The organism is Litorivita sp. NS0012-18 (assembly GCF_040371945.1).
Lineage (GTDB): Bacteria > Pseudomonadota > Alphaproteobacteria > Rhodobacterales > Rhodobacteraceae > Litorivita.
On record NZ_BAABWS010000001.1, the window covers coordinates 201,779 to 222,945 of the forward strand.

The 21,167-nt window shown below is 60.0% G+C and carries 22 protein-coding genes; 13 read left to right on the forward strand and 9 right to left on the reverse strand.

Annotated elements, in window-relative coordinates:
* Positions 1-2: 2 nt before the first annotated feature.
* Both ABWV64_RS00990 and gyrA read right to left on the reverse strand, forming a co-directional pair.
* Positions 3-353: a DUF6614 family protein gene (locus ABWV64_RS00990; RefSeq protein WP_353342395.1), complete on the reverse strand. Its 351-nt coding sequence runs from the start codon at positions 351-353 to the stop codon at positions 3-5.
* Positions 354-510: 157 nt separating this feature from the next.
* Positions 511-3,282, reverse strand: coding sequence for a DNA gyrase subunit A (gyrA, locus tag ABWV64_RS00995; protein WP_353342396.1), 2,772 nt, complete (start codon positions 3,280-3,282; stop codon positions 511-513).
* Positions 3,283-3,474: 192 nt separating this feature from the next.
* On the opposite strand from gyrA, the gene ABWV64_RS01000 reads away from it, so the two are divergent.
* On the forward strand, positions 3,475-3,744 hold the full coding sequence (locus ABWV64_RS01000) for an usg protein (protein WP_353342397.1): 270 nt from the start codon (positions 3,475-3,477) through the stop codon (positions 3,742-3,744).
* Between the two features lie 77 nt (positions 3,745-3,821).
* Here ABWV64_RS01000 and ABWV64_RS01005 read toward each other — a convergent pair whose 3' ends face one another.
* Positions 3,822-4,379 (reverse strand): lipid-binding SYLF domain-containing protein, encoded by a 558-nt coding sequence (locus ABWV64_RS01005; RefSeq protein ID WP_353342398.1) that lies wholly within the window; start codon positions 4,377-4,379, stop codon positions 3,822-3,824.
* 135 nt (positions 4,380-4,514) lie between these two features.
* Positions 4,515-5,516, reverse strand: a complete 1,002-nt coding sequence (gene hemB, locus ABWV64_RS01010) for a porphobilinogen synthase (protein WP_353342399.1) — start codon at positions 5,514-5,516, stop codon at positions 4,515-4,517.
* A gap of 176 nt (positions 5,517-5,692) precedes the next feature.
* Here hemB and ABWV64_RS01015 point away from each other — a divergent pair, with 176 nt between their 5' ends.
* Together ABWV64_RS01015 and mfd are read left to right on the forward strand one after the other, a co-directional pair.
* Positions 5,693-6,214 (forward strand): component of SufBCD complex, encoded by a 522-nt coding sequence (locus ABWV64_RS01015; RefSeq protein WP_353342400.1) that lies wholly within the window; start codon positions 5,693-5,695, stop codon positions 6,212-6,214.
* A 26-nt stretch (positions 6,215-6,240) separates the two neighbouring features.
* Positions 6,241-9,696 carry a transcription-repair coupling factor gene (mfd, locus tag ABWV64_RS01020; RefSeq protein WP_353342401.1) on the forward strand — a complete coding sequence of 1,152 codons (3,456 nt, stop codon included), beginning with the start codon at positions 6,241-6,243 and terminating at the stop codon, positions 9,694-9,696.
* A gap of 3 nt (positions 9,697-9,699) precedes the next feature.
* Here the strand turns inward: mfd and ABWV64_RS01025 are convergent, their stop codons facing one another.
* From ABWV64_RS01025 to ABWV64_RS01035, 3 genes are read right to left on the reverse strand one after another with little or no spacing between them, the layout of a single operon-like run.
* Positions 9,700-10,281 carry an HD domain-containing protein gene (locus ABWV64_RS01025; protein ID WP_353344440.1) on the reverse strand — a complete coding sequence of 194 codons (582 nt, stop codon included), beginning with the start codon at positions 10,279-10,281 and terminating at the stop codon, positions 9,700-9,702.
* 14 nt (positions 10,282-10,295) lie between these two features.
* Positions 10,296-10,544, reverse strand: coding sequence for a hypothetical protein (locus tag ABWV64_RS01030; RefSeq protein ID WP_353342402.1), 249 nt, complete (start codon positions 10,542-10,544; stop codon positions 10,296-10,298).
* Between the two features lie 4 nt (positions 10,545-10,548).
* Positions 10,549-11,202 carry an alpha/beta hydrolase gene (locus ABWV64_RS01035; RefSeq protein ID WP_353342403.1) on the reverse strand — a complete coding sequence of 218 codons (654 nt, stop codon included), beginning with the start codon at positions 11,200-11,202 and terminating at the stop codon, positions 10,549-10,551.
* A 169-nt stretch (positions 11,203-11,371) separates the two neighbouring features.
* Between ABWV64_RS01035 and iscR the strand changes: the two genes are divergently transcribed.
* The 10 genes from iscR to ABWV64_RS01085 all read left to right on the forward strand — a co-directional run bounded on the left by iscR (position 11,372) and on the right by ABWV64_RS01085 (position 19,943).
* Positions 11,372-11,833: a Fe-S cluster assembly transcriptional regulator IscR gene (iscR, locus tag ABWV64_RS01040; RefSeq protein WP_353342405.1), complete on the forward strand. Its 462-nt coding sequence runs from the start codon at positions 11,372-11,374 to the stop codon at positions 11,831-11,833.
* On the forward strand, positions 11,830-12,873 hold the full coding sequence (locus tag ABWV64_RS01045; RefSeq protein ID WP_353342406.1) for a cysteine desulfurase family protein: 1,044 nt from the start codon (positions 11,830-11,832) through the stop codon (positions 12,871-12,873). The genes iscR and ABWV64_RS01045 overlap by 4 nt, the downstream gene beginning before the upstream one ends.
* 140 nt (positions 12,874-13,013) lie before the next feature.
* Entirely contained in the window at positions 13,014-14,537 is a 1,524-nt protein-coding gene (gene sufB / locus ABWV64_RS01050) for a Fe-S cluster assembly protein SufB (protein WP_353342407.1), read from the forward strand.
* Positions 14,538-14,584: 47 nt separating this feature from the next.
* Positions 14,585-14,899: a heavy metal-binding domain-containing protein gene (locus ABWV64_RS01055; RefSeq protein WP_353342408.1), complete on the forward strand. Its 315-nt coding sequence runs from the start codon at positions 14,585-14,587 to the stop codon at positions 14,897-14,899.
* Positions 14,900-14,930: 31 nt separating this feature from the next.
* A complete protein-coding gene (locus tag ABWV64_RS01060) occupies positions 14,931-15,542 on the forward strand; it encodes a hypothetical protein (protein WP_353342409.1) in 612 nt (203 codons plus the stop codon).
* Positions 15,543-15,601: 59 nt separating this feature from the next.
* The gene (gene sufC, locus ABWV64_RS01065) at positions 15,602-16,357 is read left to right on the forward strand and encodes a Fe-S cluster assembly ATPase SufC (RefSeq protein ID WP_353342410.1); all 756 of its coding nucleotides are present in this window, start codon (positions 15,602-15,604) and stop codon (positions 16,355-16,357) included.
* Positions 16,357-17,643, forward strand: coding sequence for a Fe-S cluster assembly protein SufD (gene sufD, locus ABWV64_RS01070; RefSeq protein ID WP_353342411.1), 1,287 nt, complete (start codon positions 16,357-16,359; stop codon positions 17,641-17,643). Before sufC ends, sufD begins: the two co-directional genes overlap by 1 nt.
* Positions 17,643-18,131: a YIP1 family protein gene (locus tag ABWV64_RS01075; RefSeq protein ID WP_353342412.1), complete on the forward strand. Its 489-nt coding sequence runs from the start codon at positions 17,643-17,645 to the stop codon at positions 18,129-18,131. The genes sufD and ABWV64_RS01075 overlap by 1 nt, the downstream gene beginning before the upstream one ends.
* Positions 18,124-18,729 (forward strand): YIP1 family protein, encoded by a 606-nt coding sequence (locus tag ABWV64_RS01080; protein ID WP_353342413.1) that lies wholly within the window; start codon positions 18,124-18,126, stop codon positions 18,727-18,729. The genes ABWV64_RS01075 and ABWV64_RS01080 overlap by 8 nt, the downstream gene beginning before the upstream one ends.
* Positions 18,726-19,943 (forward strand): cysteine desulfurase, encoded by a 1,218-nt coding sequence (locus ABWV64_RS01085; protein ID WP_353342414.1) that lies wholly within the window; start codon positions 18,726-18,728, stop codon positions 19,941-19,943. The genes ABWV64_RS01080 and ABWV64_RS01085 overlap by 4 nt, the downstream gene beginning before the upstream one ends.
* Positions 19,944-19,996: 53 nt before the next feature.
* On the opposite strand, the gene ABWV64_RS01090 is transcribed toward ABWV64_RS01085, so the two are convergent.
* Positions 19,997-20,617, reverse strand: coding sequence for a TetR/AcrR family transcriptional regulator (locus ABWV64_RS01090; protein ID WP_353342415.1), 621 nt, complete (start codon positions 20,615-20,617; stop codon positions 19,997-19,999).
* Positions 20,610-21,053 (reverse strand): PaaI family thioesterase, encoded by a 444-nt coding sequence (locus ABWV64_RS01095; RefSeq protein ID WP_353342416.1) that lies wholly within the window; start codon positions 21,051-21,053, stop codon positions 20,610-20,612. The genes ABWV64_RS01090 and ABWV64_RS01095 overlap by 8 nt, the downstream gene beginning before the upstream one ends.
* Positions 21,054-21,167: the final 114 nt, after the last annotated feature.

Consider the following 21,167-nt stretch of genomic DNA (forward strand, 5'->3'; position numbering starts at 1 on the left):
CGCTAGAGCAGCGCCATCCGTTCGGCCCGCTCGGGGTCGGGGAAGGGGCGGTAGAGCGCGAAATCCGCCTCTGCGATCAAGGTCGACACCGCACGGTGCAACGCTTCGATCTGCTCGTCCTGACGGCCGGAAATGCGAAAGGCCTGATCAAGCTGGGCCAGATCATCAACCTCGATCTCCAGCAGGAAATCGCGATGCGCGTCCGAGGCGAGGTTGAGCTTGCGGCGCAGCAGCCGCCAGTTGCGAATGCCGCCTTCGCCTTGCAAATGGGTCATCCATTGGTCCAGCGCGTTGCAAAAGGCCAAGGCCTTGGCATCGTCTTTCAAATCAATCGAACAGGTATAGAGGTTCATGATGCGGGTCTCCTCCCAAAACATGCGCTCAGCATGGCCTAGAAGGATTGAGGCGCAGTTAAACGGGCTGCGCGCGCGCCGCCGCACATGAAACCGCCGAAGGCGCAGGTTGCGCGCCTCCGGCGGGGATGTTTTCTAGAGCGCGTAAGGCGCGGGGTTAGTTTTCGGGGGCCGCGTCGCCTGTGCCCGCCTCATCGGCACCGACCTCTTGATCCTCGTCCTCCTGATCGGCGATACGCGCAACCGAAACCACGGTTTCGCCTTTTCCGGTGTTGAAGACCTTGACCCCGCCAGCAGAGCGCGAGCGGAAAGAGATGCCCTCGACCGGCACGCGGATCGATTGGCCCTTGGAGGTGGCGAGCATGATCTGGTCTTCAAGCTCGACAGGGAAGGAGGCGATCAGCGCACCGCCGCGCATCGCCTTGTCCATCGCCGTCACGCCCATGCCGCCGCGCCCGCGCACCGGATAATCATGCGACGAGCTCAGCTTGCCCGAACCGCCCGCCGTGATCGTCAAGATCAGGTTCTCCGCCGCCGACATTTCGGCATAGCGCTCTTGATCGATGCTGGCATCCGTCGCGATATCATCCTCATCGGATACATCAACATCATCGGCCAAACCCGCGATTGCACGACGTTTTTTCAAATAGGCCTGCCGCTCCTCGGAGCTGGCGTCAAAGTGGCGGATCACCGACATCGAGACCACATGATCATCTCCGTTGAGCCGGATACCGCGCACGCCGGTCGAATCGCGCCCCTTGAAGACGCGCACATCGGTGGTCGAGAAACGGATCGCACGGCCGCTGTCGGTGACCAGCATGACGTCGTCTTCCTCGCTACAGGTGCGCACATCGACCAATTCGATACCCTCGGGCAGCTTCATCGCGATTTTGCCGTTGGATTTGACATTGGTGAAATCCGATAGCGCATTGCGCCGCACATCGCCGCCTGTTGTGGCAAAGACCACTTGAAGATCGGCCCATTCGGCTTCGGGCGCGTCAATCGGCATAATGGCGGCGACGGAAACGCCGGTCGGGATCGGCAGGATATTGACCACGGCCTTGCCTTTGGAGGTCCGCCCGCCAAGCGGCAAACGCCATGTCTTGAGCTTGTAAACCATGCCTTCGGTGGTGAAGAACAGCAATTGCGTGTGGGTATTGGCGACAAAGAGCGTGGTGACCACGTCTTCTTCTTTGGTTTGCATCCCCGCAAGCCCCTTACCGCCGCGCCGCTGCGCGCGGAAATCGGCCAAAGGCGTGCGTTTGATATAGCCTCCCGAGGTAACGGTCACGACCATATCTTCGCGCTCGATCAGGTCCTCGTCGTCCATATCGCCGGACCAATCGACAATCTCGGTGCGGCGCGGCACGGCGAAGAGATCGCGCACTTCTTTGAGCTCGTCTGCGATGATCCCCATGATCCGCTCGCGCGAGCCGAGAATTTCGAGGTATTCGCGGATTTTCGCGGCCAGCTCTTGCAACTCGTCGGTGACTTCCTTGACGCCGATCTGGGTCAGGCGCTGCAACCGCAGCTCCAAAATCGCCCGCGCTTGGGTTTCCGACAGGTTATAAGTGCCATCCTCGTTCATCCGGTGGGTCGGATCGTCGATCAACTGGATATATTCGGCGATCGAGGCGGCGGGCCAATTGCGCGTCATCAGCTTTTCGCGCGCCTCTGCGGCATCGGCCGAGGAACGGATCGTGGCAACAACTTCGTCCACATTGGTGACGGCCACGGCCAGACCGCACAGGATATGGCTGCGCTCGCGGGCTTTGCGCAGCAAATAGGCCGTGCGGCGCGCCACAACATCCTCGCGAAAATCGATGAAGCTGGTGAGGAAACGGCGCAGGGTGAGTTGCTCGGGACGCCCGCCATTGAGCGCCAGCATGTTGCAGCCGAAATAGGTTTGCATCGGGGTGAAGCGGTAAAGCTGGTTGAGCACCACATCGGGGGTTGCGTCGCGCTTGAGCTCGATCACCACGCGCACGCCGTTACGGTCGCTTTCGTCCTGCACATGGGCGACGCCTTCGATCTTCTTGTCGCGCACCTGCTCGGCGATTTTCTCGATCATCGTGGCCTTGTTCACCTGATAGGGAATTTCGTCGACGATGATGGCATAGCGGTCCTTGCGCAGTTCCTCGACGCGGGTTTTTGCCCGCACCACGACCGACCCGCGCCCCTCCAGATAGGCTTTGCGCGCGCCCGAGCGGCCCAGCATCACGCCGCCGGTGGGAAAATCGGGGCCGGGAATATATTCGATGAGCTGCTCTGAGGAGAGGTCAGGGTCTTCCATCAAGGCCAGCGTGGCCTCGACCACTTCGCCAAGGTTATGGGGCGGAATATTGGTCGCCATACCGACGGCAATACCGCCCGCACCATTGACCAGCATATTGGGAAACCGCGCGGGCAAAACCGTCGGCTCGCGGTCCTTGCCGTCATAGTTGTCTTGGAAATCAACGGTTTCCTTGTCGATGTCTTGCAACATGAAGGCCGAGGGCTTGTCCATGCGGACCTCGGTATAGCGCATCGCCGCCGCGCGGTCGCCGTCCATGGAGCCAAAGTTGCCTTGCCCGTCGAGCAGCGGCAAAGACATCGAAAAATCCTGCGCCATCCGCACCAGAGCGTCATAAATCGCCGAGTCGCCATGCGGGTGGTATTTACCCATCACATCGCCGACGGGACGGGCGGATTTGCGGTAGGGTTTGTCGTGGCTGTTGCCGACCTCATGCATCGCATACAAAATCCGCCGGTGCACCGGTTTGAGCCCGTCGCGCAGGTCTGGAATGGCACGGCTGACGATCACCGACATGGCATAATCGAGATAGGAGGTTTTCATCTCCTGCGTGATCGAAATGCTCGGCCCCGAATAGATCGGGCGCTGGGGCGGGTTTTCGTCTTCGTTTTCAGGAGTTTGCGGCGTGTCGTTCACGTGTCGGGCCCGTTCTTTGCGAGGTCACTATATTTTGTTGGCCCGACTATAACAGAGGCAGGATATAGGGTGCAATGGTTGAGCGCGCCCCCCATTAGCAGCCGCCCCGAACCAGTGATAACATACTGTTTTTATTGAAAAGTAATTTGCATGTGGCAGCATAGAGGCAGAGCAAGTCAAAAGGAGAGACAAATGCAGATGTCCGAAACCGAATTGATGCTAAAGGGCTATGGGCTGACTGTGGCCGAGATGTTCTACTATATGCCCGACCATCCCCATGTTTTAAATACATTTATCTGGCAAGACTACGATATCGCGCCCGATCATCCGCGGCTTTTCAAATTCATCGATTTCTGGAAGTCCGAGATCGAAGGCCCGCTGCATTCGGTACGTTTCAACCATCGCAAAATGCTCTCGCCAGGCGAGTGGCGCAATGTCGTCGGCGAATTCACCTTGCATTGAACGCCGATAAATGGCCCTTGCACAAAAAAGGCGCAAGCCTTGCTCGCGCCTTTTGAAAATCCAATCCTTGTAGTGGGTTACGGGATGATCCTCGTGTATTTGATCCCTTCGACCGTCGCCCCCACATGCAGGCCCGCCTGACCAAAGACGATGGCGACAATCGGCGAGAGCGCGGTGGTCGTCTCGGCTTTGACGTTTTCGCCGCGATCGTTAAAGACATATTCCACATCCGCCCCTGCGGCCCAACCTTGGCTGCGGCGGAATTTGAGCAGCGCGTCATCGGTCATGAAAAACAGCACATGGGCATATTGCTGCGCGCCGATTTGCAACCCGAAGCTGCCTTTGGTGGCCGAGTAATAATCCACGGTCACGCCGCCGACGCGCAATGCGCCGCGCCCGTAACCGCCGCCGATCCCGAAACCGGCTTCTGTCACCAAGGGCATGACCAACATGCCGGTGGATTTATTCGCCAAATCAACGGTGTTGGGATAGCGGCTATACATATGGTTCAAGGTCGCATCGACCCGCGCGTCGACCTTTTCGGCCCCCGAGGAACCAACGCCATTGCCGCAAGCGGTCAGGCCTACGCCGGAAAGAGCGGCGAGCGTAAAGCTGCGTCTGGAGAGTTGTGTCATTTTGCTGTGCCTCAACTAAGTCTTGGGTTGCTGCGTGCCTCTTGTGGGCGCGTCATTGCGCATGACTATAGCGCAGGGGCGCGGGCCTGTCACTAAGTCAAAACAGGCCCTGACCCTTGCGCGGAAAATCGCCCGCTATACGCCGTTCAAAACCCGCGCGGCCGCAGGGGCAAAATAGGTCAGTACCCCATCGCATCCCGCGCGTTTAAAGCACATCAGGCTCTCCATCATCGCGCGCTCCTCGTCGATCCATCCGTTTTGCACCGCGGCCATGATCTGCGCATATTCGCCCGACACCTGATAGGCAAAGGTCGGCGCGCCAAAGGCGTCTTTGACACGGCGGCAGATATCCAGATAGGGCATCCCCGGTTTGACCATCACCATATCCGCGCCCTCCGACAGGTCGCGCTGCACCAGACGGATCGCCTCATCGCTATTGGCCGGATCCATTTGGTAGGTTTTCTTGTCGCCCTTGAGCGCCCCCGACGCGCCAACCGCATCGCGGAACGGGCCATAAAAGGCCGAGGCATATTTCGCCGCATAGCTCAGCAGCATCACATTGCGGTGCCCGCCGTTTTCCAACGCCTTGCGGATCGCGCCGATGCGCCCGTCCATCATATCCGACGGGCCGATGATATCGACGCCCGCTTCGGCCTGCGCCAAGGCTTGCTTGACCAAGGCTTCGACAGTTTCGTCATTGATGATCTCGCCATCCACCACAAACCCGTCGTGGCCCGTGTCCGAATAGGGATCAAGCGCCACATCCGTCATCACCGCCATATCGGGCAGCGCCGCCTTGATCGCGCGGGTGGCGCGGTTTGACAGGTTCTCGGGGTTCCACGCCTCGGCGCAATCGGCGGTGCGTTTGTCAGCGCCCGTATAGGGAAACAGGCAAATGCATCCGATGCCCAGATCATAGGCCTCTTTCGCCGCCTCGACCACACGATCCACCGAGCGGCGCATCACGCCGGGCATCGAGGGGATCGGCTCTTCGATATTCTCGCCGTCGCGTACAAAGACCGGCCAAATCAGATCCTGCGCCGAAAGGTAATTCTCGCGCACCAAGGCGCGCACCGCTGGGCTTTGCCGCGTGCGGCGCAAACGGGTGAGCGGGAAGGGGGCTTGGGTCGGGCGCATGGCAAAGGCTCCTCAATATTACGAGGCCAAGAGGTGCCACGGAATTTCACGCATCACAAGTCTAGGAATTGCGCGCGCGCGGCGCTATGACGGTTCCAAAGCGGCCAAAGCCGGCGCCGCAGACGCAAAAGCGAGACATAGCCGCAGGCAAGCGGCGCGAGCATGAAGGCAAGGCATTGAACCTGCACCAAACCGTTTTCGAGCTGATCGATATGCGCAGCTTTTCCAATCTGTGGTATTGGATTGCGCTTGCCGTGGTTTGGTCCTCGGCAAGCCATTATGTTTTGGGCGTGCCTTGGGATCTGGTGATGCGGGCGCGCCGCCATGGTGGGGCGGCGATGGATGATTTCGAAACCTTGGTTCGCATCAACGTGAACCGCATCCTCTATATCTCTGAAATCTCGGGTCTTTTGCTCACCGGCTTTGTGTTTTTCATCCTCACGACCCTCGCGACTTTGGGCTTTTTCTACGATAATGAATTTGCCCAAGCGGTGTTTTTGTTGGCCTTTCCGGTGACCATCGTGGGCGCGCTTTCGGTGCATACCGCGCGCTCGATCCACCTGCGCGAACTGACCGGACCCGACCTTTACCGCCGCTTGCATATGCACCGGATTGCGACCCAAGCCATCGGCATGGTTGCCATTTTCGTCACCGCCCTATTTGGGATGCTGCAAAACCTCAACCTTGGCGCCATTTAACCCGCCGCAGCCCGCAAAGACCCCAGATGAGCGAGACCCAACATATCAAGGTCGGCGGCGCGCCCGAAGGCTATGACGCGCGGTTGATCCTGCGCGAGATCGAGAAAACCGGCGCGCCGGTGCTGCATATCGCGCGCGATGACAAACGTATGGCGGCGATGCGCGCGGCCTTGGCGTTTTTTGCCCCCGATATGCCGGTGCTCGAATTTCCCGGATGGGATTGTCTGCCCTATGACCGCGTTTCGCCCAATGCCGATATTTCGGCGGCGCGGATGGCGGTTCTGGCGGGGCTGACCCATGCCATGCCGGCGCAGTTTGTCCTGCTCACCACGCTCAACGCCGCCACGCAATATATCCCCGCGCGCGAGGTCTTGCGCGAGGCCGCGTTTACCGCCCGCGTCGGCAGCCGCATCGACGAAGGCGCCTTGCGTAACTTCTTGGCCCGTATGGGGTTTTCTCAGGCGCCCACCGTCTTGGAACCTGGGGATTATGCCATTCGCGGCGGGATCATCGACATCTATGCACCCGGCGAGCAGGGGCCAGTTCGCCTTGATCTCTTTGGCGATACGCTCGACGGCGCGCGCCGCTTTGATGCGGCCAGCCAGCGCACCACAGAAAAGCTCGACGCGATCGAATTGGCCCCCGTCTCCGAGGTGATCCTCGACGAGGCGGCCATCACCCGTTTTCGCCAAAGCTACCGGATCGAATTTGGCGCGGCGGGCACCGATGATCCGCTCTACGAGGCCGTTTCGGCAGGGCGCAAACATCAAGGCGTCGAGCATTGGTTGCCGTTTTTCCACGAACGGCTCGAGACGCTGTTTGACTATCTGCCAAGCGCCAGCATCACCCTTGACGACCAACTCGACGCCGCCCGAGTGTCGCGATGGGACAGCGTGGCGGACCAATATGAGACCCGCAAAATCGCCTTTGACGGCAAGCGGCGCGGCGATAGCGTCTATAAACCCGTACCGCCCGCGCTTTTGTATCTTGATGACGCCGCATGGCAGGCCCAAGTCGCCGCGCGCCGCCTCTTGCGCTTCTCGCCGCTGCCGCAGGCCTCGGGCCCCAATGTTATCGACGCGGGCGGGCGCATCGGGCGCAGCTTTGCGCCCGAGCGGCTTCAAGAAAACCTGAGCCTTTTCGGGGCGTTGAAAGACCATATTAATGCGAAGATGGCGGCGGGTCCGGTGCTGCTCGCCTCCTATTCCGAGGGCGCGCGCGAGCGGCTCGAAGGGCTGCTCGAAGACGAAGGCCTGATGGGGGCTGTCAGCGTCGCACATGCGGGGCGGATCGGCAAACACGGGCTGCATCTGGCGGTTTGGGCGCTCGAGCAAGGCTTCGAGGCCGACGGGTTGACCGTCATCGCCGAGCAAGACATCTTGGGCGACCGGCTGATCCGCGCGCCGCGCAAAAAGCGCCGCGCCGAGAATTTCCTCACCGAAGCGCAGGCGCTCAGCCCTGGCGATCTGGTGGTCCATGTGGATCACGGCATCGGCCGTTATCTTGGCCTTGATGTGATCACCGCTATCGGCGCGGCGCATGAATGTCTGACCATTGAATACGCCGAAAATTCAAAGCTTTACCTGCCGGTCGAGAATATCGAACTCTTGTCGAAATACGGCCATGACGAGGGGCTTTTGGACAAACTCGGGGGCGGCGCTTGGCAGGCGAAAAAAGCCCGTCTCAAAGAGCGCATCCGCGAGATGGCCGAACGGCTCATCCGTGTCGCGGCCGAACGCGCCCTGCGCCGCGCGCCTGCGCTCGAGGCGCCGCACCACGCATGGGAGGCGTTTTCCGCGCGCTTCCCCTATACCGAGACCGATGACCAACTCAGCGCCATCAGCGATGTGATGGAGGACCTGACAAGCGGGCGCCCGATGGACCGGTTGATTTGCGGCGATGTGGGCTTTGGCAAAACCGAGGTGGCGATGCGCGCCGCCTTTGCCGCCGCCATGACCGGCGTGCAGGTCGCGGTGATTGCGCCCACGACATTGCTGGCGCGGCAACATTACAAGAGCTTCGCCGAGCGATTTCGAGGTTTTCCGATTAATGTCAGCCCCTTATCGCGATTTGTGAGCGCAAAGGACGCCGCCAGAACCCGCGAGGGATTGGCGCGCGGGCAGGTCGATATCGTGGTCGGCACCCATGCGGTTTTGGCCAAATCCATCCGCTTTCAAAACCTCGGGTTGCTGATCATCGACGAAGAACAGCATTTCGGCGTCGCCCATAAAGAGCGGCTCAAGCAGATGCGCTCGGACATTCATGTGCTGACCCTGACCGCCACGCCGATCCCGCGCACCATGCAATTGTCGCTGTCCGGTGTGCGCGATCTGTCGATCATCGGCACGCCGCCCGTCGACCGATTGGCCATTCGCACCTATGTCAGCGAGTTTGATGCCGTCACCATCCGCGAGGCCCTGCTGCGCGAACATTACCGCGGCGGGCAAAGCTTTTATGTGGTGCCGCGCATCTCTGATCTTCCTGAAATCGAAGCCTTTTTGCGCGAGCATGTGCCCGAGGTCAGCGTCGTGGTTGCCCATGGCCAGATGGCGGCGGGCGAGCTTGATGACCGCATGAACGCCTTTTACGACGGCAAATATGACGTGCTTTTGGCGACGACCATTGTCGAATCCGGTCTCGACATTCCCACGGCCAATACGATGGTGGTCCACCGCGCCGATATGTTCGGGCTCAGCCAGCTTTACCAAATCCGTGGCCGCGTTGGGCGCTCGAAAACCCGCGCCTATGCCTATCTGACCACCAAGCCGCGGCAAAAACTGACGCCCGCCGCCGAAAAACGCCTGCGCGTTCTGGGCAGCCTCGACACGCTGGGCGCCGGTTTTACGCTGGCCAGTCAGGACCTCGATATTCGCGGCGCGGGCAACCTGCTTGGCGAAGAGCAATCGGGACAGATGCGCGATGTGGGCTACGAGCTCTATCAATCTATGCTCGAGGATATGATCGCGCGCATTCGTGCAGGCGATATGGATGCGCTGACCGATGAGAGCGACACGTGGTCGCCCAGCATCAACCTCAATGTGCCGGTGATGATCCCCGAGAAATATGTGCCCGATCTTGACGTGCGTTTGGGGCTTTACCGGCGTTTGTCGGGGCTGCAAGGCAAGGTGGAGATGGAAGGATTTGCCGCGGAATTGATCGACCGGTTTGGCAAAATGCCCAAAGAGGTCAACACCTTGCTGCTCATTGTTCGCATCAAGGAAATGTGCAAACGCGCCGGAATTGCGAAGCTGGACGGCGGGCCAAAGGGCGCCACGATCCAATTCCACAATGACAAATTTGCCTCGCCGCAAGGCCTCGTGGAATTCATCCAAGACCAGCGCGGCATGGCCAAGGTCAAAGACAACAAGATCATCGTGCGCCGCGATTGGGCCAAGGACAGTGACAAGATCAAAGGCGCCTTTTCCATCGCCCGCGATCTGGCCGTGAAGGTCAAGGAAGAGAAAAAGCGCAAAGCCAAATAGGGATTAGCGGTTTTGCGCGAACCACGCTTGGATTTTTGGCGCGATATAGGCCCAAAGACGCGGCGCGCCGCGCGCGACCTTACTGCCGACGCGGCTCTCGATCGTGTCGAACTGCACGTTATATTCGGCCCAGCTGCCGCCGCCGGAGGCAAGGTTCTGATTGGGTGGCTGGAAGCGGTCCAACGACTTTGCAAATATCGCATCCGCGCTCTTTGCAGCTTCAAATTCGCGCCATAAGCCGATGAATTCTCTGGCCTGTTCGCTCGGGAGAAGGCCGAAAATTCGCAAGGCAGCGGCCTCTTCCTCGGCTTCGACCTGCGCCTGATTGACAGTGCCGTAAATCGGATTGTCGCCGCTGTCGATTTCAACGATGTCATGCAAGAGCAGCATTTTGATCACGCGCGCGATATCGACATCGGGCCCAGCGTGTTCGGCCAATGTCATCGCATAGAGCGCGATGTGCCAGCTGTGCTCGCCCGAGTTTTCGCGCCGCGTCCCATCGCAAAGCGTGGTCGCCCGCATCACCGATTTGAGCTTGTCCACCTCGTTCAGAAACGCCATCTGCGCGTCCAGACGCGCGGCGATCTGGGGCAGCAGGCTCATCCTTCGGATTTGGCTTGCGCTTCGAGATCGGCCGCCGCTTTGCGCAGCCGCCCTTCGAGGAAATTGCGCGCGCGGGTCTCGGCGATGCGCGCGCGCACCGAGGACATATAGGCCTCTTGCATGGTCGACGAAGAGGCTTCGAGCATTTTGTTGATCTGTTCGATCAACGTATCGTCGCCCATGGCCTCGGCGGCCTCGATCACATCTTGGGCCAGATCATCGGCCAAAATCAGTAGGCGATCCATGGGCTTACCTGCTGTTTTCGGTCAAACGGCGTTTGACGTAATCGGACACATTGCCAATCATCGTATCGAGGTGCGGCTCTTCAAAGAAGTGGCCGGAGCCTTCGATTTCCTGATGGGTGATGGTGATGCCTTTTTGCTCGTGCAACTTGTTGACGAGGGCGGTGGTGTCGGCGGGCGGCGCGACGCGGTCGGCGGTGCCGTTGATCACCAAACCCGACGCGGGGCAGGGCGCGAGGAAGGAAAAATCATACATATTGGCGGGCGGGCTGACCGAAACAAAACCGGTGATTTCGGGGCGGCGCATGAGCAATTGCATCCCGATCCACGCGCCAAAGGAAAAGCCCGCGACCCAGCAATGTTTCGAATTGTTGTTCATCGATTGCAGGTAGTCGAGCGCCGAGGCCGCATCGGACAATTCACCCACGCCCTGATCATATTCGCCTTGGCTACGGCCGACGCCGCGGAAATTGAACCGCAACACGGTAAAGCCCATGTTGTAGAAGGCGTAATGCAGGTTATAGACGACCTTGTTGTTCATCGTCCCGCCAAATTGCGGATGCGGATGCAGCACGATCGCAATCGGCGCGTCCTTTTCCTTTTGGGGGTGATAACGGCCTTCAAGTCGCCCCTCGGGGCCGGGAAAAATCACCTCGGGCATCGCCTGTCCTTGTCTCCAACTTTGGAAGCCTCTAAATTCTTGACGAATTCAGTAAGGCACCTTAGAACTATTCTAAACAGGCCAACGCAAGCGGCCTGAGAGTAGGCAGATAAGGCCTGCTGTCTGAAAGGTCAATCAATTCAACGCTTGAAAAGGGGGGCGTGGCGGCATGAAATTGAGCACCAAGGGCCGCTATGCGATGGTTGCGCTGGCTGATATTGCGCTGCAACCCTCCGATGCGCTTGTCACACTTGGGGATATCTCCAAGCGGCAGGATATTTCCTTGCCCTATCTTGAGCAGCTTTTCGTCAAGCTGCGGCGGGCCGGTTTGGTCGCCTCTGTGCGCGGTCCGGGGGGCGGGTATCGCCTTGCGCGCCACGCGTCAGAGATTCGCGTCGTTGATGTTTTGGGCGCGGTCGACGAGTCGATTGACGCCATGCACAAAGGCGCGGGGGCCTCGGGCGCCCTATCCGGCAGCCGCGCGCAATCGGTCACCAACCGGTTGTGGCAGGGGCTTTCGGCGCATGTCTATGTCTATTTGCATCAAACACGGCTGTCCGATGTGGTGGGCAATGGGTTGGTGCCCTGTCCTGCGGTGCCGAACCTCTTTGATGTCGTGGATGAAGAATGACCCGTATCTATTTGGATCATAACGCAACTACGCCCTTGAGAGATGAGGCGCGCGCCGCGATGATTGCGGCGATGGACCTATGCGGCAACCCGTCTTCGGTTCATGCCGAGGGGCGCGCTGCGAAATCCTTGATCGAAAAGGCGCGCGGCCAGATCGCCAGCGCCTTTGGCGCCGACGGGCAGGATGTGATCTTTACCTCCAGCGCAACCGAGGCCGCCGCATTGGCCATGGCAGGGCGCGATTTGCAAGCGGCAGGGGTCGAGCATGATGCGGTTCTGGCGTGGTCCAAGGGGGAATTGCCTTGCGATTCCAACGGACAGGTGACGGTGAGCGAAACTGCAAACTCTGCCTTGCAAATCGCAAACTCCGAAACCGGCATTTTGCAAACCCTGCCCGAGGGGCTGGCTTTGTCGGATATGACCCAAGGGTTTGGCAAACTGCCGCTGGCCTTCAATTGGGCGGGGTGCCAGATGGCGATGATTTCGGCGCATAAATTGGGCGGCCCCAAGGGGATCGGCGCTTTGGTGGTCCGCCGCGGCACCGATATTGCCGCGCAAATCAAGGGCGGCGGGCAAGAGATGGGCCGACGCTCCGGCACGGAAAATATCATTGGAATCGCGGGCTTCGCCGCCGCAGCTCAAGCGGCGCAGCGCGATCTGGAGGCAGGCGTTTGGGACGGCGTTGCGGCCCTGCGCGACCGGCTGGAGGCGCGGATTTGCGAGGCCGCCCCCGATACGGTCGTTGTCGGCAAGGGCGGCAAGCGTTTGCCCAACACCACCTGCCTTTTGACCCCGCAATGGAAGGGTGAGACGCAGGTGATGCAAATGGATCTGGCCGGTTTCGCCATCAGCGCAGGCAGCGCCTGCTCCTCGGGCAAGGTCAAAGCCAGCCGCGTCCTCTTGTCCATGGGCTATGACGCAAGCGAAGCCGCCAGCGCCATCCGCGTCTCGCTCGGGCCGCAAACAACACAGGCCGAGGTCGACGCTTTTGCCGCCGCGTGGATCGCCGCGCATAACAAACACCGCGCGCGCGCCGCGTAACTCCAAATAGGGGGCTTGCCGAGCGCGGCCCCAAACGCCAAGTAGGCCATAACAGATCAACGCGCGCCCCAAATTGACGGGCGCACCCAAGGACACCGCCCGCCAATGAGATCGGGCCAGAATGCGAACAGGAAACCGAGATGACCGTTCAAGACAAACCACAGGTAAAAGAAGGCGTTGATCAAGAGACGGTCGATGCCGTGCGCGAAGTGGGCGGCGCCTATAAATACGGTTGGGAAACCGATATCGAGATGGACTATGCGCCGATGGGCCTCAATGAGGATATCGTGCGGTTGATCTCCTCGAAGAACGAAGAGCCCGAGTGGATGCTCGACTGGCGGCTGGAGGCCTTCAAACGCTGGCTCACCAAGGAAGAGCCCGATTGGGCCATGGTCGATTACCCGAAAATCGACTTCCAAAAGCAATATTACTATGCCCGCCCCAAAAGCATGGAAGTGAAGCCCAAATCCTTGGACGAGGTCGATCCGAAACTCTTGGCGACCTATGAAAAGCTTGGCATTCCCTTGAAAGAACAGATGATTTTGGCTGGCGTCGAGGGCGCGGAAAACATGCCAGCCGAAGGGCGCAAGGTCGCCGTCGATGCGGTGTTTGACAGCGTCTCGGTCGGCACCACCTTTCAGGCCGAATTGAAAAAGGCCGGCGTGATCTTTTGCTCGATCTCCGAGGCGATCCGCGAGCATCCCGAACTGGTGAAAAAATACCTCGGCTCGGTCGTGCCCGTGTCGGACAATTTCTATGCGACGCTGAACTCGGCGGTCTTTTCGGATGGCTCGTTCGTTTACGTGCCCCCTGGCGTGCGCTGCCCGATGGAACTGTCGACCTATTTCCGCATCAATGCCGAAAATACCGGACAGTTCGAGCGCACCTTGATCATCGCCGACAAGGGCAGCTACGTCAGCTACCTTGAAGGCTGCACCGCGCCCAAACGCGACACGGCGCAGCTTCACGCTGCCGTGGTCGAAATCATCATCGAGGAAGACGCCGAGGTGAAATATTCCACGGTGCAAAACTGGTATCCTGGCGATGAGGAGGGCAAGGGCGGCATCTATAACTTCGTCACCAAACGCGCCGATTGCCGCGGCGACCGCGCCAAGGTGATGTGGACGCAGGTCGAAACCGGCTCTGCCGTGACGTGGAAATACCCCTCCTGCATCTTGCGCGGCCATGAGAGCCAAGGCGAGTTTTACTCCATCGCCATCGCCAACAATATGCAGCAGGCCGACACCGGCACCAAGATGATCCATCTGGGCCGCGACACCAAAAGCCGCATCGTGTCGAAAGGCATTTCGGCGGGCAAGGCGCAAAATACCTATCGCGGCCTTGTCTCGATGCACCCCAAGGCCAAGAACGCGCGCAACTATACCCAATGCGACAGCCTTTTGATCGGCGATCAATGCGGGGCGCATACGGTGCCCTATATCGAGGTGAAGAACAATTCGGCCCGCGTCGAACATGAGGCGACCACCTCCAAGGTGGATGACGAACAACTCTTCTATTGCCGCGCCCGCGGGATGGACGAAGAGGAGGCCGTGGCCTTGGTCGTCAACGGGTTCTGCAAGGATGTCTTGCAAGCCCTGCCGATGGAATTCGCCATGGAAGCGCAGCAGTTGGTTGCGATTTCTCTCGAAGGATCGGTGGGTTAAACCCCGATCCTAAACGATTGCGATTTGGTTAAGCTGCGGAGGCCGCGATGATCACCACCACAACGCCCAATATCGAGGGCTATAAAATCACCGATTACAAGGGCATCGTCGTCGGCGAGGCGATCATGGGCGCCAATGTGGTGCGCGATCTGTTCGCAGGGATCACCGATATCATCGGCGGGCGTTCGGGCGCCTATGAAAGCAAGCTGGCCGATGCGCGCAAGACCGCGATTGACGAGTTGGAGCAGCGCGCGGCGCAGCTGGGTGCCAATGCGGTCGCGGGCGTTGATCTCGACTATGAGGTGGTCGGAAATTCGATGTTGATGGTCTCTGCCTCGGGCACGGCGGTGGTGATCGCGTGACGCTGTTTTGCGCCATATCGGGGCAGGCCGCATGAGCCAGTCCGCCCCCCAAGAGCGCATCGCGCGCCCCGAATTGACTTTGCCCGAGGCAGAGGCGGATTTGGTGCGCGCGCTCTATGAGGCGGCGGATGTGATCTTGGAATACGGCTCCGGCGGAAGCACCATCCTCGCCTCGGAACTCACTGACAAAACGGTGTTTTCCGTCGAAAGCGATCTGGACTGGGCGCAGATGATGCGGACCTATCTGGAGCAAAACCCGCCCGCCAAGGGCACCGTGGTCGATGTCATCTGGTCCGATATCGGCCCGACCAAGGAATGGGGCTTCCCACGCAATGCCAAAGGCTGGGACCGCTATGCGCGCTACCCGCTGCAGGTTTGGGACCTCAAGGAGTTTCGCCAACCTGATGTGGTTTTGGTCGATGGCCGGTTTCGCATCGGATGCGCCTTGGCCACCGCGTTTCGCACCGCCAAACCGCTCACGCTGCTGTTTGACGATTACAAGCGGCGCAAACAATACCATGTCGTCGAAGAGTATTTCGGCGCCCCCACCTATGCCGGCCGTATGGCGCGGTTTGAAATCACCCCGATGGCAATTCCGCCCGAGCGGCTATTGCAGATCGTAGAATTGATGTCGCGCCCCTAAAACCGGCCGGCCACGCACAAACAGGGCGCGCGCCCGAACACAGGACAAAGGACGATAAAATGTTGGAAATCAAAAACCTACAGGTCAAACTTGAAGACGAGGACAAGCAGATCCTCAAAGGTGTCGACCTGACGATCGGCGCGGGCGAAGTCCATGCGATCATGGGGCCGAACGGGTCGGGCAAATCGACGCTCTCTTATGTTCTGTCGGGCAAGGACGGCTATGAGGTCACCGGCGGCGAGGCCGCGCTGGACGGCGAGGACCTGCTCGATATGGAGCCCGAAGAGCGTGCGGCGGCGGGGCTGTTTTTGGCCTTCCAATATCCCGTCGAAATCCCCGGCGTGGGCAATATGACCTTCCTGCGCACCGCCGTGAACGCACAGCGCAAAGCGCGCGGCGAAGAGGAAATGAGCGCTGCAGAGTTTCTCAAAGTGATCCGCGAGAAGGCGAAAACCCTCAAGATCGACGCTGACATGCTCAAACGTCCGGTCAATGTCGGATTCTCCGGCGGCGAGAAAAAGCGCAATGAAATCTTGCAGATGGCGATGCTCGAGCCGAAAATGTGCATCCTTGACGAGACCGATTCCGGTTTGGACGTCGATGCGATGAAACTGGTGTCCGAAGGGGTCAATGCCCTGCGCTCCGAGGGGCGCAGCTTTTTGGTGATCACCCACTACCAGCGCCTGCTTGACCACATCAAACCCGATGTCGTGCATATCATGGCCAATGGCCGCATCATCAAAACCGGCGGTCCGGAACTGGCGCTCGAAGTCGAGCAAAACGGCTACGCCGATCTGCTTGAGGAGCATGCATAATGGCCGCGCCTCTCGCCAAACAGACCGCCACCGAGGCGCGGCTTGCCGTGCTTGATATGCCCAAGGGCAGCGATTGGATCACCGCGCTGCGCAAGGAGGCGCTTGCGCGGCTGACCGCGATGGGATTGCCCGCGCGCCGCGATGAATATTGGAAATACACGCGCCCCGACACGCTCACCGATGCCGCGCCGGTGCCTGCCAAAGTGTTTGTGCAGGACGAAACGCCGATGTTTGACGGCTTCGACCGCATCAAAATCGTGTTTCGCGACGGGGTGTTTGATGCGGCGGCTTCGGATGACCTGACCCTTGCGGGCGTCAGCATCGAGCGCCTCGCCGATGTGGCGCAAACCGACATCCATTGGGCCAAAGACCTCTATGGCGCGCTCGAAAGCAACGGCCAAAATCCTGTCGAACGCCCGCTCGCCGCGCTCAATTCGGCCTTTGCCAGCGACGGCGTGGTGATCCGCGTCAGCGGCAAGGCCTCCAAACCCGTCAGTCTGATTTATGTCCACGAATCAGAGACTTCCGATGCGGTCCTCCACCATGTTGTGAAGCTTGAAGAGGGGGCCGAGCTGACGCTTTTGGAAAATGGTCCGGCCGCTGCGCGCTTTAACAAAGTGCTCGAAGTCGAGATCGCCGACACCGCGCGTTTCCACCACGTGCGCACCCAAGGGCGCGACCACGACCGCCGCGCCGCCACGCATATTTTCGCGCGCCTTGGCCGCGAGAGCACCTTCAAAAGCTTCACCCTGACGGCCAATGGCGTGCTGACGCGCAATGAATGCGTGATCGAATTGACCGGCGATGATGCGATGGCCCATGTCGCCGGTGCGGCGCTTGGCGATGGCGAATTTCACCACGACGATACGGTCTTTATCACCCATGATGCGGTCAATTGCGAAAGCCGTCAGGTGTTCAAAAAGGTCCTGCGCAATGGCGCCGTCGGGGTCTTCCAAGGCAAGATTTTGGTCAAGGAAGATGCCCAGAAAACAGACGGTTACCAGATCAGCCAATCGCTGCTTCTGGATGGAGACAGCCAGTTCCTCGCCAAGCCCGAGTTGGAAATCTACGCCGATGACGTGGCCTGCTCGCATGGGTCGACCTCTGGTGCGATCGACGAGGACGCGCTGTTTTACCTGCGCGCGCGCGGCATCCCCGAAGGCACGGCGACCGACCTGCTGACCCTGTCCTTCCTTGCCGAAGCGGTCGAAGAGATCGAGGATCCGGCTTTGGCCGAAGAGATCAGCAACCGCCTTGAGGCGTGGTTGGAACGGCGCCGCGGCTGATGGCGCTGATCCCCGATATCCTTGCCAGCTACCGCGCCCCGCGCGCGGTGCTGCGCCGGCGGCTGACCGGTGCCGATGAGGTGCATGCTTTGGTGACGCTGATCCTTGGCTGCCTCATGGTTTGGGTCGCCCATTGGCCGGTGGCCGCGCGCGACGCCCATCTCGACCCGTCGATCCCGCTTGGCGGGCGGCTGACGGGGGCAGGGGTCGCATGGATGTTCATCGCGCCGGTCCTGCTTTACGTGCTTGCGGCGCTTGGCCATGTGATCGCGCGCGCCTTTGGCGGGCAGGGCAGCTTTTTCTCGGCGCGGCTGGCGCTGTTTTGGGCGCTTTTGGCCTCGGCGCCTCTGTTCTTGCTCAACGGCCTTGTCAGCGGGTTCATCGGCACGGGCACCGGAGCGACCATCGTCGGGCTGATTGCCTTGCTCGGGTTTTTGCGCATCTATCTGTTGGGATTGATCGAGGCCGAGGCAAAGCCCCATGAATAGCGCACTTATTCAAAGCCTTATCAAGCAAAGCTTATCCAACCCTTCCGCCGCTGCAGCGCGGATTTTCGCGCTCAAACTCTCGCGCGACGTGCTGTGGAGCGCCTTTGCCCTGATCATCGTTTTGAATGTCTTGGCGGCGGTCTTGCTCACCCCTGCGCCGCCCGACATGGCGGGGCAACCGGCCGAATTGCAAGACCTGATGCGCATGCTCAATGCACCGATGCTGATGACGCTGGTGTCGGGCGGGGTCTTTGTGGTTCTGATTTTCCTGCTGACTTGGGTCGGGCGGATGATCGGCGGCAGCGCCGATTTGGGCAATATGCTCGCCGCGCTGACATGGTTGCAATTCCTGACCCTGCTCAGCCGCTTTATCGTCATCGCGCTGCTCTATCTGGCTCCCGCATTGGCACAGCTTGCGCTGCTCGCCATCTGGGGTCTATCGCTGTGGATCACGTTGCATTTTATCAAGGTCGCCCATGGGTTCGACCACATCGGCCAAGCCGTCGTGACCTTCTTGCTGACGATTTTCGGCGTGGCGCTCGGCGCCGTCGTTTTTCTATCCGTCATCGGATCGCTCTATAAAGGATTTGCAGGATGAACATCCAAGATATCCGCGCTGATTTTCCCATCCTTTCGCGCGAGGTGAACGGGCAACCGCTGACCTATCTCGACAATGGTGCCTCGGCGCAAAAGCCGCAGGTGGTGATCGATGCGATCACCAATGCCTATTCGCATGAATATGCCAATGTTCACAGAGGCTTGCACACGCTTTCGACCATCGCGACGGAAAAATACGAATCCGTGCGCGGCACCATCGCGCGGTTCTTGGGCGTGCGCGATGAGGAAGAGATTATCCTCAACTCCGGCACCACCGAGGGCATCAATATGGTCGCCTATAGCTGGGCCATGCCGAACCTGTCGGCGGGCGACGAGATTTTGCTCACCGTCATGGAGCACCACGCCAATATCGTGCCTTGGCATTTTTTGCGCGAACGCCAAGGGGTCACGCTCAATTGGGTCGATTGCGAGATGGACGGCAGTCTGGAGGCGCAAAAGATCATCGACGCCATCACGCCGCGCACCAAGCTGATTGCAATTACTCATCTTTCCAATGTCCTAGGGACCGTAGTTGATGTAAAAGCGGTCTGCGCCGAGGCGCGCAAACGCGGCATTGCCGTTCTGGTCGATGGCAGTCAGGCGGCCGTGCATATGCCCGTCAATGTCGAAGAGATCGGTTGTGATTTTTATGCCATCACCGGCCATAAGCTCTACGGGCCGAGCGGATCGGGCGCGATCTTTGTGCGCAAAGAACGCATGGCCCAGATGCGCCCCTTTATGGGCGGCGGCGATATGATCCGCGAGGTGGGCAAAGAGACGGTGAGCTATGCCGATCCGCCGATGAAATTCGAAGCGGGCACGCCGGGGATTGTGCAAACCATCGGCTTGGGCGTCGCGCTCGACTATATGATGGGGATCGGCATGGAAAACATCGCCGCCCATGAGGCTGCTTTGGCGCGCTATGCCGCCGAGCAACTCGAAGGGCGCAATTTCCTGATGCTGCAGGGGCGCGCCAAGGGCAAGGCGGCGATCTTTTCCTTCACCATGGCGGGGGCGGCCCATGCCCATGACATCTCGACCATTCTCGACAAAAAGGGCGTCGCCGTGCGCGCGGGGCATCATTGCGCCGGTCCCTTGATGGAGTTTTACGGGGTTAGCGCCACCTGCCGCGCGTCCTTCGGCATGTATAACACTTTCGAGGAAGTAGACCGTTTGGTCCAATCGCTCGAACTGGCCCATGAGCTTTTGGGCTGAGCGAAGAAAACACCGCGCTAGACCGTTTGGTCTAGCGCCCCGAATTCACAGATTTATCGTTCTTTTTTAAGACCTTCGCCCGCCAACACGCGGTCGATCGCGGCGCTGGCCCGCTGCAGCGGCATGGTGCTGCGATGGGCGCGGGCGAGGGTGACGCTGCCCTCCAGAGCGGCAAGGATCAGCGACGCCATCTCATTGGCGCGCAGCGCTGCCATCCCCTCATCGCGCAGCAAATCGGCCATCGCCATGGTGATACGCGTATAGGCGCGGTCCAAGACATCAGCCAATTCCGGCTCTTCGGTCATTGCCCCTTGGGCCAGCATCGCCAACATCGCGCCTTGCGAAAAATCCTCGGCGGCCAACCAGCTTCCGGTGCCGTGGAACAGCCGCGCGATGAACACGCGCGCGGCGAGGTCCTTCTCCTTGGCGCGTTTGAACGGGCGCAGGATCGATTCCGTCAACCAATCGATCGCCGCGCGGCCAAGGTCCTTCTTGCCGCCTGGAAAATGGTGGTAAAGCGAGCCTTTGGGCGCTTTGGCCTCGGCCAGAATTTGCGCCAAACCGACGGCGTGATAGCCGCGTTGTTGAAACAGGGTCACCGCCGCGCGCAGCAATCGCGTGCGCGTATCGGCGGGCGGCGCATGAGGCGCGGCGGAGGCGGAGTGTTCAATCATCGGTCAATTTTTGCGGCAAAACCGCGATGGCGGCAAGTCCGGCGCCGACAAGTTTTTCCGCCCCCCCGCCATCAAGGGCGAAAACCTGTGCCTCGACGGTGATCTGGCTGCGTCCGCCGCGCAAAACCCGCGCATGGGCACGCAGCTTGTCCCCCACGGCAGGGGCGAGGAAATGGAACGAAAAATTCGAGGTCACCACATCATCGCCGCGCAAGGTGGCGGCGGCCCAAGCCGCAGCCGTATCGGCCATTGAGGAGACGACTCCGCCATGCACATAGCCGTGGTGCTGTTTGTGATCCTCGCGCAGGTCGACCTCCAATTCGACCTCGCCGCCGCCCGCAGCAATGCAATCAAGCCCGAACCATTGGTTAAACCCCTGGGCTTTCGACGCTTTTCTAAGTCGCGCCTCCATTGCAGGATCTGAATAATCGCGCATTTTCTCTCTCCTCACGTCACTAGACCAATCGGTCTAATGCTGCGCGCAGGCGGCTATTGCGTCAATCGCCAGGGCGATTTCCGTTACGTCACAGGGCGCGGCTCTGCCGCCAGA

Coding starts and splice junctions, on each gene's coding strand:
- ABWV64_RS00990 (WP_353342395.1), bottom strand. CDS start 353: ATGAACCTCTATACCTGTTCGATTGATTTGAAAGACGATGCCAAGGCC.
- ABWV64_RS01045 (WP_353342406.1), top strand. CDS start 11,830: ATGACCCGTATCTATTTGGATCATAACGCAACTACGCCCTTGAGAGAT.
- ABWV64_RS01055 (WP_353342408.1), top strand. CDS start 14,585: ATGATCACCACCACAACGCCCAATATCGAGGGCTATAAAATCACCGAT.
- hemB (WP_353342399.1), bottom strand. CDS start 5,516: ATGCGCCCGACCCAAGCCCCCTTCCCGCTCACCCGTTTGCGCCGCACG.
- ABWV64_RS01080 (WP_353342413.1), top strand. CDS start 18,124: ATGAATAGCGCACTTATTCAAAGCCTTATCAAGCAAAGCTTATCCAAC.
- ABWV64_RS01060 (WP_353342409.1), top strand. CDS start 14,931: ATGAGCCAGTCCGCCCCCCAAGAGCGCATCGCGCGCCCCGAATTGACT.
- ABWV64_RS01005 (WP_353342398.1), bottom strand. CDS start 4,379: ATGACACAACTCTCCAGACGCAGCTTTACGCTCGCCGCTCTTTCCGGC.
- ABWV64_RS01095 (WP_353342416.1), bottom strand. CDS start 21,053: ATGCGCGATTATTCAGATCCTGCAATGGAGGCGCGACTTAGAAAAGCG.
- ABWV64_RS01030 (WP_353342402.1), bottom strand. CDS start 10,544: ATGGATCGCCTACTGATTTTGGCCGATGATCTGGCCCAAGATGTGATC.
- ABWV64_RS01075 (WP_353342412.1), top strand. CDS start 17,643: ATGGCGCTGATCCCCGATATCCTTGCCAGCTACCGCGCCCCGCGCGCG.
- iscR (WP_353342405.1), top strand. CDS start 11,372: ATGAAATTGAGCACCAAGGGCCGCTATGCGATGGTTGCGCTGGCTGAT.
- ABWV64_RS01085 (WP_353342414.1), top strand. CDS start 18,726: ATGAACATCCAAGATATCCGCGCTGATTTTCCCATCCTTTCGCGCGAG.
- ABWV64_RS01035 (WP_353342403.1), bottom strand. CDS start 11,202: ATGCCCGAGGTGATTTTTCCCGGCCCCGAGGGGCGACTTGAAGGCCGT.
- ABWV64_RS01000 (WP_353342397.1), top strand. CDS start 3,475: ATGCAGATGTCCGAAACCGAATTGATGCTAAAGGGCTATGGGCTGACT.
- ABWV64_RS01090 (WP_353342415.1), bottom strand. CDS start 20,617: ATGATTGAACACTCCGCCTCCGCCGCGCCTCATGCGCCGCCCGCCGAT.
- sufC (WP_353342410.1), top strand. CDS start 15,602: ATGTTGGAAATCAAAAACCTACAGGTCAAACTTGAAGACGAGGACAAG.
- sufB (WP_353342407.1), top strand. CDS start 13,014: ATGACCGTTCAAGACAAACCACAGGTAAAAGAAGGCGTTGATCAAGAG.
- mfd (WP_353342401.1), top strand. CDS start 6,241: ATGAGCGAGACCCAACATATCAAGGTCGGCGGCGCGCCCGAAGGCTAT.
- sufD (WP_353342411.1), top strand. CDS start 16,357: ATGGCCGCGCCTCTCGCCAAACAGACCGCCACCGAGGCGCGGCTTGCC.